Annotated in this window: 14 protein-coding genes and 1 riboswitch; of the genes, 6 read left to right on the forward strand and 8 right to left on the reverse strand. The window is 77.0% G+C overall.

Annotated features, from left to right (window positions below):
* Positions 1-20: 20 nt before the first annotated feature.
* The gene (locus tag DQ241_RS00995) at positions 21-1,124 is read right to left on the reverse strand and encodes a ferredoxin reductase (protein WP_233492130.1); all 1,104 of its coding nucleotides are present in this window, start codon (positions 1,122-1,124) and stop codon (positions 21-23) included.
* A 98-nt stretch (positions 1,125-1,222) separates the two neighbouring features.
* Between DQ241_RS00995 and DQ241_RS01000 the strand changes: the two genes are divergently transcribed.
* The 4 genes from DQ241_RS01000 to DQ241_RS01015 are packed head-to-tail and all read left to right on the forward strand — an operon-like array spanning position 1,223 to position 5,217.
* Positions 1,223-2,434: a CdaR family transcriptional regulator gene (locus DQ241_RS01000; RefSeq protein WP_113828241.1), complete on the forward strand. Its 1,212-nt coding sequence runs from the start codon at positions 1,223-1,225 to the stop codon at positions 2,432-2,434.
* A complete protein-coding gene (locus DQ241_RS01005) occupies positions 2,431-3,003 on the forward strand; it encodes an alpha/beta hydrolase (RefSeq protein ID WP_113828243.1) in 573 nt (190 codons plus the stop codon). The genes DQ241_RS01000 and DQ241_RS01005 overlap by 4 nt, the downstream gene beginning before the upstream one ends.
* Positions 3,000-4,310, forward strand: coding sequence for a CoA transferase (locus DQ241_RS01010; protein WP_113828245.1), 1,311 nt, complete (start codon positions 3,000-3,002; stop codon positions 4,308-4,310). Before DQ241_RS01005 ends, DQ241_RS01010 begins: the two co-directional genes overlap by 4 nt.
* A gap of 19 nt (positions 4,311-4,329) precedes the next feature.
* Positions 4,330-5,217, forward strand: coding sequence for a hypothetical protein (locus DQ241_RS01015; protein WP_113828247.1), 888 nt, complete (start codon positions 4,330-4,332; stop codon positions 5,215-5,217).
* 21 nt (positions 5,218-5,238) lie between these two features.
* Here DQ241_RS01015 and DQ241_RS01020 read toward each other — a convergent pair whose 3' ends face one another.
* The 7 genes from DQ241_RS01020 to thiM all read right to left on the reverse strand — a co-directional run bounded on the left by DQ241_RS01020 (position 5,239) and on the right by thiM (position 10,671).
* Complete coding sequence (locus DQ241_RS01020; protein WP_113828881.1) at positions 5,239-5,844, reverse strand: bifunctional 2-polyprenyl-6-hydroxyphenol methylase/3-demethylubiquinol 3-O-methyltransferase UbiG; 606 nt, start codon at positions 5,842-5,844, stop codon at positions 5,239-5,241.
* Between the two features lie 26 nt (positions 5,845-5,870).
* Complete coding sequence (locus tag DQ241_RS01025; RefSeq protein WP_113828249.1) at positions 5,871-6,320, reverse strand: pyridoxamine 5'-phosphate oxidase family protein; 450 nt, start codon at positions 6,318-6,320, stop codon at positions 5,871-5,873.
* A 20-nt stretch (positions 6,321-6,340) separates the two neighbouring features.
* A complete protein-coding gene (locus tag DQ241_RS01030) occupies positions 6,341-7,702 on the reverse strand; it encodes a DNA polymerase IV (protein WP_113828251.1) in 1,362 nt (453 codons plus the stop codon).
* 35 nt (positions 7,703-7,737) lie between these two features.
* Entirely contained in the window at positions 7,738-8,409 is a 672-nt protein-coding gene (locus tag DQ241_RS01035; protein WP_199583954.1) for a TenA family protein, read from the reverse strand.
* Positions 8,406-9,218 (reverse strand): bifunctional hydroxymethylpyrimidine kinase/phosphomethylpyrimidine kinase, encoded by an 813-nt coding sequence (gene thiD / locus DQ241_RS01040; RefSeq protein ID WP_113828253.1) that lies wholly within the window; start codon positions 9,216-9,218, stop codon positions 8,406-8,408. Before thiD ends, DQ241_RS01035 begins: the two co-directional genes overlap by 4 nt.
* Complete coding sequence (gene thiE / locus DQ241_RS01045; RefSeq protein WP_113828255.1) at positions 9,215-9,877, reverse strand: thiamine phosphate synthase; 663 nt, start codon at positions 9,875-9,877, stop codon at positions 9,215-9,217. The genes thiD and thiE overlap by 4 nt, the downstream gene beginning before the upstream one ends.
* On the reverse strand, positions 9,874-10,671 hold the full coding sequence (thiM, locus tag DQ241_RS01050; protein ID WP_113828257.1) for a hydroxyethylthiazole kinase: 798 nt from the start codon (positions 10,669-10,671) through the stop codon (positions 9,874-9,876). The genes thiE and thiM overlap by 4 nt, the downstream gene beginning before the upstream one ends.
* Positions 10,665-10,758: riboswitch (TPP riboswitch) on the reverse strand. Its footprint overlaps the gene before it by 7 nt.
* Before the next feature lie 44 nt (positions 10,759-10,802).
* Between thiM and DQ241_RS01055 the strand changes: the two genes are divergently transcribed.
* Complete coding sequence (locus DQ241_RS01055) at positions 10,803-11,744, forward strand: DUF5996 family protein (protein ID WP_113828259.1); 942 nt, start codon at positions 10,803-10,805, stop codon at positions 11,742-11,744.
* Between the two features lie 65 nt (positions 11,745-11,809).
* Entirely contained in the window at positions 11,810-12,064 is a 255-nt protein-coding gene (locus tag DQ241_RS01060; RefSeq protein ID WP_113828261.1) for a hypothetical protein, read from the forward strand.
* Positions 12,065-12,081: the final 17 nt, after the last annotated feature.

The following is a 12,081-nucleotide window of genomic DNA, read 5'->3' on the forward strand; positions in this document are numbered from 1 at the left end:
TCCTGGGTGGCTCGAGGGGTTCAGTGGTCGATGTCGCAGGCGCCGGCGGCGGCGCTGATGCAGGTCTGGACGAGGACGCCGTCGTTGACGTCGTCGGCGGTGGTCACCTCGCCGTTGCGCAGGTCGCGCACCGCGCCCTGGCGCAGGGGGAGGACGCACCCGTAGCAGATGCCCATGCGGCAGCCGCTGGGCATGAGGACGCCGGCCTCTTCGGCGGCGTCGAGGATCGGCGTGGCGCCGTCGACGTCGACGGTGGTGCCGTTCTTCGTGAACGTCACGGTGCCGCCCTCGCCGGTCACCAGGACCCGCGGGCGGAAGCGCTCGGTGTAGAGCCGCTCGGCCATGCCCTCGGCCGCCCAGTGCTCCTCGAGCGCCTCGAGCATCCCCACCGGGCCGCAGGCGAAGGTGGCGCGCTCGGCGAGGTCGGGCACCAGCTCGGCCAGCTCGGCCGGCTTGAGCAGCCCGTCGACGTCGGTGTGCCGCTCGACGAGGCGGATCCGGCCCTCGGCGTCCAGCCGGCGCAGCTCGGCGCCGAAGATGACGTCGTCCCGGGTGGGGGCGGAGTGGACGACGACGACGTCGGTCGCGTCGTCGTGCGCGCGGTTGCGCAGCATCCCCATCACCGGGGTGATCCCCGAGCCGGCGGTGACGAACAGCGCGCGGGCCGGGCGCTGTTCGGGCAGCACGAACTCGCCGGTGGCCTGGTCGAGCTGGACCACGGTGCCGGGCTGCACCCGGTGCACGAGGTGGTTGCTGACCTTGCCCTCGGGGATGGCCTTCACGCAGATGCTGATGCAGCCGTCCGCGCGGTCCAGGGGGGAGGTGACCGAGTAGGCGCGCCACAGGCGGACCCCGTCGACGTCGACGCCGAGGCGGATGTACTGACCGGGCACGTGGCCGGCCCAGCCGCGGCCGGGGCGGATGACGACGGTGGCGGCGTCGCGCGTCTCGTGCTGGACCTCGACGATCCGCCCGCGCAGGTCGGCGCCGGAGCGCAGCGGGTCGATCAGGTCGAGGTAGTCGGTCGGCAGCAGCGGCGTGGTCACCATCTCGGCGAACCGCAGCGCCCGGTCGCGCAGCGCGAGCAGAGGGGAGCGGCCGGGCGCCGAGGGCTTGGCGCTCATCGTCATGCCATCATCATTTCCGTTCGGGCGCGATAACAATCTGCCCCTGGACGTGAATCTCCGACAGCTGTTCGTTCCCCGCGAACAAAGGTGGCGTGATGAACGGTGACGAGCCGACCCTCCCCCCTCCGGTGGCCTCGGCGATGCGCGCGCACCTCCCCGTGGTCGCCGAGCGGGCGGTCGCCGAGATCATCGACGAGGTGCCCAGCTACTCGGCGGCGTTCCGCGGCGCGATGGGCCGGACCATCCGCGGGGCGGTCGAGGTGGCGCTGGCCGGTTTCCTGGAGCTGGCCTCCACCCGCAGCCGCGGCGACGCTGGCACGCCGATCGGCCCGGCGCTCGAGGGGGCGTACGAGCTCGGCCGGGGCGAGGCGCGCAACGGGCGGTCGATGGTCGCGCTGCTGGCCGCCTACCGGGTGGGGGCCCGCGTCTCTTGGCAGGGGCTGAGCACGACCGCGGTCTCGGCCGGGCTGAGCGTCGAGGCACTGGCCCGCTTCGCCGAGCTGGTGTTCGCCTACATCGACGCCCTCTCGGCCGCCAGCGTCGCGGGGCACGCCGACGAGCTCGCCACCGAGGGGCGGGTGCGCGGCCGCTTGCTCGAGCGGCTGGCCGGCCGGCTGGTGGGGGGAGCCGCGCCGCACGAGCTCGACGCCGCGGCCGAGGGGGCCGACTGGTCGCCCCCCGCGACGCTCACCGCCGTGGTCCTCCCCCAGAACCGGGTGCGCGGCGCGCTCGTGTCCTTGGACGCCCGGACGCTGCAGGTGACCGAGGAGCTGCCCGGGCTGCCCGCGGAGCACGAGCTCACCGCGCTGCTCGTGCCGGACGCCGAGGGGTCGAGGCGAGCGCCGCTGCTGCGGGCGCTGGAGGGCCGGGGCGCCGTGGTCGGGCCGCCGCGTCCCTGGCGCGAGGTGGCCGGCTCCTACGACCGCGCGGTCCGCGCAGTCGAGCTGAGGCTGTCCGCCGCGGACGAGGCGCCGCTGGACACCGACGAACGCCTGGCCGAGCTGGTGCTCCTGGCCGACGGCGAGGCGCTGGCCGACCTGCGCGCCCGGGTCCTGGCCCCGCTGGCCGATCTCGCGCCGGCCGCGCGGGAGAAGCTGACCGAGACGCTGCGCTCGTGGCTGCTGCACCACGGCCGCCGCGAGCAGGTGGCCGCCGAGCTCTTCGTGCACCCGCAGACGGTCCGCTACCGGATGGGCCAGCTGCGCGACCTCTACGGCAGCCGGCTCGAGGACCCCCGCACCGTCCTGGAGCTCACCGTCGCCCTCGCCGTTCCACGTGGAACCGCCGGTGGTGGGATGCCCGTGTGAGCACCTCCGCCTTCCTGATCGTGCACGGCTGGGAGAACCGCCGGCCGGACGGGCACTGGCAGCGCTGGCTGGCCGGGCGGCTGGCCGACGACGGGCACACCGTGCGCTACCCGCAGTTCCCCTCGCCGGACGAGCCACGGCTCGAGGACTGGCGGGCGCTGCTCCGGTCCGAGCTCGCCGCGCTGGAGGGCGCGGAGCGGGTGCTCGTCTGCCACAGCCTGGCCGTCCTGCTCTGGTGGACGACCGACCTGGGCGCGCGGCAGCCGGACCGGGTGCTGCTCGTCGCACCGCCGTCACCCGCGGTGACCCGGTCTCACCCCGAGATCGCCGCGTTCGCCCCCGCCGACGGAGCGCCCCCGGTGAACGGCACGCGGGCGGTCCGGCTGGTGGGCACCGACGACGACGAGTACTGCCCGGGCGGGCACGCGGCCGTCCACGGCGAGCCGTTCGGCGTCGACGTCGACGTCGTCCCGGGCGGACGGCACCTCGACCTCCCGGCCGGGTACGGCTCCTGGCCCTCGGTGCTGGCCTGGTGCACCGATCCGGCGGTGCGGATCACCGGCCGGTGAACGCGCTCCTGCAGGAGGTGACCCGGGCCACCGGGGTGCCGCTCCGGGCACCGGTCGAGGTCACCGGGACGACGGGCCTCGGCGGGCCGCTGGCGGTCGGCGACCTGGTGCTCGGCGCGGTCGCCGCCGAGCTGGCGGCTGCGCAGGTGCTGACCGGCGGGCCCGCGCCGGTCCGCCTCGACGCGGCGCACGTCGGCCTGGCCGTCCGCAGCGAGCGCTACGCGCGGCTGCGCGGCCGGCCGGTGGGTCTGGGCTTCGCGCCGCTCTCCCGGTTCTGGCGCACCGCCGACGGCTGGCTGCGGCTGCACGGCAACTACCCGCACCACCGCGCGGCGGCGGCCGCCGTGCTCGGGTCCGACGACGTCGACGCCGTGGCCGGGGCAGCCCTGGAGTGGCCGGCGGAGGAGCTCGAGGAGGCCGTGGTCGCCGCCGGCGGTGCGGCAGCGGCCGTCCGGACGCCCGAGGTCTGGGCCGCCTCGCCGCAAGGGCGGGCCGTCACGGCGCTGCCACTGCTCGAGCTGCGCCGCAGCGCCGAGGCGCCGCCGCGTCGCCCGGGGCTGCCCGGCCTGCGCGTGCTGGACCTGACACGGGTGATCGCCGGGCCGGTGGCCACCCGGGTCCTCGCCTCGCACGGTGCCGACGTGCTCCGCGTGGACGGGCCCCGCCTGCCGGACCTGCGCGAGGGCCTGGTCGACACCGGCGTCGGCAAGCGGCACGTGGTGCTGGACCTGGCCGACGCGGGCGACCGGCGCACGGTCGAGGGGCTCCTCCGCACCGCCGACGTCGTCGTGCAGGGCTACCGGCCGGGCGCGCTGGAGGCCTTCGGGGTGGACCAGGCCGCGCTCGCGCACCGGCACCCGCACCTGGTGGTGGTCCGCCTGTCCGCGTGGGGAACCCGGGGACCCTGGGCGGGCCGGCGCGGCTTCGACTCGCTGGTGCAGGCCGCGACCGGGATCGCCACGACCTGCGGGACGCCGGAGGAGCCCGGTGCACTGCCCGCGCAGGCCCTCGACCACACGACCGGCTACCTCGCGGCCGCGACCGTGCTGGCCGCCCTGGCCCGGCAGCGGGAGGAGGGCGGCGGCTGGTACGGCGAGCTGTCGCTGGCACAGACCGCGCACCGGCTGCTGGCCGGGCCGCGGGACCCGTCGGAGGGCCGGCCCGCGCCCGACCCGGAGCCCTACCTCCAGCGGCTCGGGTCACCGGACGGCCCGGTCGACGCCGTGGCGCCACCGGGCTCGCCGCCCTGGACGTCGGCGGCCGTGCTGCCGCCGGACGCCGAGCCGGTGTGGCGGGAGCGTCGGTAGCCCGCGGCAGGATGCCCGCATGACCGTGGACCTCGCCGCCGCCCGCGACTTCCTGGCCGCGCACGGCCGGCTGCTCGACCGCCGCCGGTTCGCCGTGCTCGTCGACGGCGGCGACCCGGACGCCGTCGTCGCGGCCGTGGACGGCTATCGGAATCTCGACGGCGGCTACGGCTGGGGGCTGGAACCCGACCTGCGGTCGGCCACCAGCCAGCCCGGCGGGGCGCTGCACGCGCTCGAGGCGTTCGCCGACCTCGCGCCCGCGACGACGCCGCGCGCCGCCGAGGTGTGCGACTGGCTGGCGAGGGTCGCGCTCCCCGACGGCGGGCTGCCGTTCGCCCTGCCGGTGCCCGATCCGGCGGCGTGCGCGCCGTTCTGGGCCGGTGCGGATCCGGGGCGGTCGTCGCTGCAGATCACCGCGGTGGTCGCGGCGACGGCGTACCGGGTGGCGGCCCACGACCCGGCGGTCGCGGCGCACCCGTGGCTCGCGACGGCGACCGAGTTCTGCCTGCGCGCGGTCGCCGAGCTCGGCCCCGAGCCGCAGGCCATGGAGCTCGCCTTCGCGGTCCAGCTGCTGGACGCCGCCGCGCCGCACTCGGCGGCCGCAGCGGAGCGGGCCGAGGCGCTCCGCCCGCACGTCCCGGCCGACGGGCTGCTGCACGTGGCCGGCGGCGCGGACGACGAGTTCATGCGCCCGCTGGACTTCGCGCCGTTCCCGGGCGGCCCGGGGCGCCGGCTGCTCGACCCGGCCGTCGTCGAGGCCGACCTCGACCGGCTGGAGGCCGGGCAGCAGGAGGACGGCGGGTGGACCGTCGACTTCGCCAGCTACTCCCCCGCGGCGGCGATGGAGTGGCGCGGGCAGCGCACGGTCGGCGCGATCGTGCTGCTGCGCGCCAACGGGCGGCTCTGATCCCGCCGCAGCGGCAGCCGGTCAGGCGGCGCGCAGGACGGCGACCAGGAAGTCGGCGTCGGGTGTGAACGGCCGCAGGTCCCAGGTGGACAGCAGCAGGTCCTCGGCCCAGCCGGCCGCGCGCGCGTCGGACAGGAACTCGTCGAACGGGTAGCCCCGCCCGGCCCCGAAGCCGATCGCGGCCCGGCCGTCGGCCACCACGTGCGCCCGCATGCGCCGCAGGACCTCGCCCCGGGTGCTGGGTGCCAGGAAGGTCATGACGTTCCCGGCGCAGACGAGGGCGTCGAACGGCTCGCGGATCCCGGCGGCGGGCAGGTCCAGCTCGGCGAGGTCGCCGACCAGCCAGCGCGGGCCCGGGTGGTCCTCCTCGGCGGCGGCGATCAGCACCGGGTCGACGTCCACACCGACGACGTCGTGACCCACCGAGGCGAGGTGGCCGCCGACCCGGCCGGGCCCGCAGCCGGCGTCGAGCACCCGCGAGCCCCGCGGCAGCATCGCGTCGACCAGCCGCGCCTCGCCCACCAGGTCCACGCCCTGGGCGGCCAGATCGCGGAACCGCTGGATGTAGGCGGCCGAGTGGCCGGGGTCGTTCTCGGTGATCTCCACCCACGCGCTGCGTTCCGCCATGCCTCCCAGCATGCCGGTGCCCCGGATCAGCTGCGCACCCGCTCCTGCAGCCCGCGGCCCGGGTGCCAGGACAGGATGCGCAGCGCCGAGCGGTCGTCGGTCAGCCCGGTCCACACCACCTCGGTGAGGTCGAGGCGGAAGACGTGCGCGCCGTCCTCCTGCGCCGGCTCCTCCACCGCGACGCCGGCCACCTTCCCCTCCCCCGGCCACGCCGTGCCGCCCTCGCCCGGATCGGCGGTCGGGCTGTGCAGCGCGACGCGCGGGTCCCGGCGCAGGTCGCGGGCCTTCACCGCGCCCGGCATCGACCCCAGCCGCAGCTCCCCGTCGGCCGAGAACTCGACCTCCGTGCCGCTGATCCGCGGCGCACCGTCGGCGCGGAGCGTCGCCATGGTGGCGTGCTTCGCCGCCGCGAACGCGCTGCACACCCGCGCCGCCAGGTCCGGCACCTCCCGCTCGACCTCCGCCCAGCTCGTCATGCCCGCAGCATGCCGCGGGGCTACGACACCGGGCCAGGACCCGAGGGGGCCTGCCAGTCCGGTGGATCGGCCGGGTGCAGCGCCGGGTCGTCGGCGGCGAGCGTCCGCACCGGGCCGGGCGCGGTGAGCGGGCCCTCGAAGCGCACGGTCACCCGGCCCAGGCCGCGGCCCCACACCCAGCCCGCGCCCAGCTCGTCGTGCCGCACGTCCTGCCCGGGCCACCAGCGCTTGTCCGGTGGAGGCGGCGGCTCCTCGGGCGCCTCGGCGGGGGTGTCCTCGGCGGCGGTCACCGGAGCGCCGTCGTCCTCCTCGGCGAACAGGTCGCCCTGGGCGTAGACCGACAGCCCGGAGACCCCGACCCCCAGCAGCCGCAGACCACCGCCGGCGCCGGCCTCCTGCAGCAGCCGGCGGGCGATCGCCGCGATCTGCCGGGGGTCGTCGGTCGGCTGCGGCAGGGTCTGCGAGCGGGTCAGCGTGGTGAAGTCGTAGCGGCGCAGCTTCAGCGTGACGGTGCGCCCGGAGATGCCGCCCTTGTGCAGCCGTGCGCCGACCCGGGTGGCCATCGAGTCGATCTCGCGGCCGAGGACGGCGAGATCGGTCAGGTCGCGCTCGAAGGTCTCCTCGTGCGACACGGACTTCACCTCGCGGTCGGGGACGACGGCGCGGTCGTCCTCCGCCCGGGCGAGGGCGTGCAGCCCGGCGCCGTGCGCCTTGCCCACCAGCGCCACGAGGTCGGGCAGCGACCGGGCCGCGAGGTCGCCGACGGTCTTCACGCCCACCTGGTGCAGCCGCTCGGCGGTCGCCGGCCCGACGCCGCCGAGCGAGGTCACCGGCAGCGGGTGCAGCACGTCGAGCTCCCGGCCGGGCGGGACGACGACCAGCCCGTCGGGCTTGTCGAGCTCCGACCCGAGCTTGGCCATGAGCTTGGAGCTGCCGATCCCCACCGAGCCGGTCACCCCGCCGGTGGCCGCGGCGATCCGCTCCTTGAGGGACCGGCCGAGTTCCGTCACGGCGTCGACGGAGAGGTCGTGCTCTCCCGAGGCGGCCAGGTCGACGTAGGCCTCGTCGATCGACACCGGCTCGACCAGCGGCGAGAGCCCGCGGAGCAGGCCCATGACGACGTCCGACGTCCGGCGGTAGGCGGCGAACCGGCCGCCGAGGAAGGCCGTGCCCGGCGGGCAGCGCCGCCGGGCCTCCGCCGTCGACATGGCCGACCGGGCGCCGTAGGCGCGCGCCTCGTAGGAGGCGGTGGCGACGACGCCGCGCCCGCCGACCCCGCCGACGACGACCGGGCGGCCGCGCAGCGAGGGCTTGTCCCGCTGCTCGACCGCGGCGAAGAAGGCGTCGAGGTCGAGGTGCAGGATGCTCGCCTCTCGCCTCACCGGACCATTGTCGGCCGGGGAGGGGACAGGGGCGGTCAGACGGGGCAGCTCCACCTCTCGCGGACCGCGGCGGCCCGCCAGAACTGCAGCTCGTAGCGGGTCGCCGTGGCGAACGCGCGGTGCATCTCGGGCACGTCGCCGGGCCACCGCTGCGCGGCGGCGTCCACGAGGTCCCGCGCCGTCCCGGTGGCCTGCTGGAAGCCGTCGTCGGCGTAGGCGTCGATCCAGCGGCGGTACGGGTGGCCCGGCACCGCCGCGGCCGTCCGCGCGAGCCGCCGGCCGACGTCGGCGTAGATCCAGAAGCAGGGCAGCACCGCCGCGGCGCCGACGGCGTACGGCGCGGTGGCCGCCGTCGCGACCAGGTAGCTGACGTAGCCCAGGCAGGTGGGCGACGGCTCACCGTCCGGCGGCGCGGCGCCCAGCAGCTCGCTGCCGAGCAGGTCGGCGTGCAGCTGCGCCTCCACCGCCTGGCAGCCGTGCGCCGAGGACGCCCAGAAGGCCGCCGCGGTGCTGTCCGGGGCCCGCGCGGCCAGCAGCGCCAGGGCCCGCGCGTATCCGCCCAGGTAGAGCGCGTCCTGCTCCAGGTAGTGCCGGAAGACCGACCGGTCGAGGGTGCCGTCGGCCAGCCCGGCGAGGAACGGCAGCCCGTCGATCGCCGCCCGCAGCTCCGCCGTCGCCGCCCAGGCGCAGGCGCTGAAGGGCGTCACGACGGCCAGATCCCGGCGAAGTGGTGCACCGGCCCCGCGCCCGAGCCGACGCCGAGCCCCTCGCCGGCGACCAGGGCGCGGTGCAGGTAGTCGCGGGCCGGCTCGACCAGCACCGGCCAGTCCGGCACGCCGCCGGCGCGGGCGGCCAGCGCGGCCAGGGCGCTGGACAGCGTGCAGCCGGTGCCGTGCGTCGCCGTCGTGCTCACCCGGGGCCGGTGGGTGGCCGTGACCCCGCCGGCGGTGGCCAGGACGTCGGTGCTCGCCGCGCCGCCCAGGTGGCCGCCCTTGAGCAGGACCGCCCGCGGCCCCAGCGCCAGCAGCGCCCGGGCCTGGTCGGGGAGCTCGTCGGCCGACGTGGCCGGGGCGACGTCGAGGAGGGCGGCGGCCTCGGGCACGTTGGGCGTCACCAGGTCGGCCAGCGGCAGCAGCTCCTCGCGCACCGCGGCGACGGCGTCGTCGTCGATGAGCCGGTCGCCGCTGGTGGCGACCATGACCGGGTCGAGGACGACCGGACCGGGACGCCGTTCGGCCAGGACGGCGGCGACCTCGCGCACCACCGGGGCGGTGCCCAGCATGCCGAGCTTGGTGGCGTGCACGGCGACGTCGTCCAGGAGGGTGCGCAGCTGCTCCCCGACGAACGCGGCCGGCACCGGGTGGACGCCGGTCACCCCGCGGGTGCTCTGCGCCGTGAGGGCGGTGAGCACCGCGGTGCCGTAGACGCCGAGGGCGCTGAACGTCTTGAGGTCGGCCTGGATGCCGGCGCCGCCGCTCGGGTCGCTGCCGGCGACGGTCAGCGCGGTGGGGGTCACCGGGCACCCGCCAGGGCGAGGGAGTCCCGCAGCCGGCGGGCGGCGGAGGCGGGATCGCCGGCGGCGCAGACCGCGGACACCACGCAGACGCCGTCCACCCCGGTGGCGGCCGCTGCGGCGGCGCGATCGGCGTCGATGCCGCCGATGGCCACGGCCAGCAGGCCGGCCTCGTGGGCTGCGGCGGCCAGCGCGGCGGCGGCTGTCAGGCCCAGCCCCGGTCCGGCCTCGGGCTTGGTGGGCGTCGCCCACACCGGGCTCAGCCCGACCACGTCGACGGTGCCGGCGGGGAGCGCGCGGACGGCGGCCAGGTCGGCGGCGCTCTCGACCGAGACGCCGAGCAGCCGGTCGGGACCGAGGACGGCGCGGACGTCGGCGGCCGGCAGGTCCTCCTGGCCGACGTGCACGCCGTCGGCGCCGGCGATCAGCGCGACGTCGACGGCGTCGTTGACCCACACGGCGACGTCCGGGCGGTCGGCGAGGGCGGCCTGCACCGCCCGGGTGAGGGCGAGCAGCTCGCGGCGGGGCGCGTCCTTGTCCCGCACCTGGACCGCGGTCACGCCGCCGGCGACGGCCGCGCGCACCACGTCGGCCACCGGGCGGGGCCGGCAGAGCGCGGTGTCGGTGACCAGGTACAGCGTCGGGTCGAACGGCGGTCTCACGCCGCGCTCCGCACGTCCGCCCGCTCGAGCGACGCCCCGTCGAGGGCGTCGAGGGCGTCCAGCCAGGCGGGGGCGAAGGTGCCCGGCCCGTCGGCGACGTCGGCGGCGACCTCCGCGGCCAGGGCCACGTGGGCGTGCGCGGCGACGGCACCGGCGAGCGGGTCGTCGGTGACGGCGACGTAGGCCGCCACCAGGGCGCCCAGCGCGCAACCGGCGCCGGTGGTGCGGGTGAGCAGCGCCGAGCCGCCGCCGATCCGGACGGTGTGCCGCCCGTCGGTGACCAGGTCGACCGGGCCGCTGACCGCGACGACGCCCCCGGTGCGCAGGGCCAGGTCGGCGGCCGCGGCGGCGGCCTCCTCCGGCCCGGCGGTCGAGTCGACGCCCCGGCCGCCGGCGCCCGTGCCGGCCAGGGCCAGCACCTCCGAGGCGTTGCCGCGGACGACGGCCGGGCGCAGCGCCACCAGTCCGGCGGCGAGGTCGGTGCGGAACGCCAGCCCGCCGACGGCGACCGGGTCGAGCACCCAGGGGGTGCCGGCCTCCCCCGCCGACCGGGCGGCCAGCCGCATCGCGTCGGCCGTCCGGGCGTTCACCGTGCCGACGTTGACCAGGACGGCCGAGGCCACCGCGGCGAAGTCGCCGGCCTCCTCCGGGGCGTCGACCATCGCCGGGGCCGCGCCGGCGGCGAGCAGGGCGTTCGCGGTGAACGCTTGGACGACGGTGTTGGTGAGGCAGTGCACCAGGGGCTGCTGCTCGCGCAGCGCCTCGCGGGCAGCCCGCAGATCGACGGCATGCATGCCGGTGACATCCCTTCGCCAGTACCAACTGGAGCAGGTTCGACGGGTGTGATCTCAGTCCCGGGCGGGACACCCCGTGCCACGTACGAGGCCGAACCTAGCAGCGCCGGCCGGAGCGGCAGACTGGGCCCGTGAACGAGCGAACCCCCGCGCAGCAGTGGCCGACGATCCGCGTCGCCGACTGGGCGGATACGCGCGACACACTGCAGCTGTACACGCAGGTCATCGGCAAGGTGCGCATGGCCAACGCGCCGCTGGCCAACCACTGGTGGAACGTGCCGCTGTACGTGACCGCCCGCGGCCTGACCACCTCGCTCGTGCCGCACCCGAGCGGGCCGTCCTTCCAGGTGGACCTCGACCTCGTCGACCACCGGCTCGACGTTCTCACGACCGACGGCGGGCGCGGCACGCTGCCGCTGGTGCCCCGCGCCGTGGCCGACTTCTACGCCGAGTTCATGCGGCTGCTCGACGAGCTGGGGGTGGGGACGCCGATCTGGCCGGTGCCGGTCGAGATCCCCGGAGCCGTCCCGTTCGCCGACGACCGGCAGCACGCCAGCTACGACCCGGATGCGGTGCACCGCTTCTGGCAGGCGATGGTGCAGATGACGCGGGTCTTCACCGTCTTCCGGGACCGGTTCGTCGGGAAGTCCAGCCCGGTGCACCTGTTCTGGGGAGCCCTCGACCTCGCCACGACGCGGTTCTCCGGGCGTACCGCCCCCGACCACCCGGGCGGCGCACCGAACTGCGGCCCGCACGTGATGCTGGAGGCCTACTCCCACGAGGTCAGCAGCTGCGGCTACTGGCCCGGTCCGCCCGGGGAGGAGGGCGTGTTCTACAGCTACGCCTACCCCGAGCCGCCCGGGTTCCGGGAGGCGACCGGGCTGCCCGGGGGTGCCCGCTGGGTCGACGAGCTGAGCGAGTTCGTGCTGCCCTACGAGCTGGTGCGCACCGCCCCGGACCCGGACGCGCTGCTGCTGGACTTCCTGCAGCGCACGTACGAGGCAGCGGCGGACGCGGCGCACTGGGACCGTGCGTCCCTCGAGCGCGACGCCGGAGCGCCTCCCCGCGGGTGACCCGGGGTCCGCCCCCTGTTCGGCCACCGCTTGCCGCCGTCCGCGGTCCCGAGCAGGCTGGCCGCATGACGCGCAGCGGCACCAGCGTGGGGACGGTCGTCCGGTGGGACGAGGCGACGGGCACCGGGCTGGTCGACCTGCCCGAGGTCCCGGGCGACTGCTGGGTGGACGCCGCCGCCATCGACCCGCGGGCCGGCACGAGCCTGCGCGCCGGCCAGATCGTGGAGGTCGACTGGACCGAGACCCCCGGCGACGAGCGGCCCCTGCGCGCCGACCGGCTGATGCCGCGCAACGACCTCCAGGGCACGCCCGGCGCCTGACCGATGACTTCCGCGGT

The organism is Blastococcus sp. TF02A-30, assembly GCF_003319185.1.
Classification (GTDB): Bacteria; Actinomycetota; Actinomycetes; order Mycobacteriales; family Geodermatophilaceae; genus Blastococcus.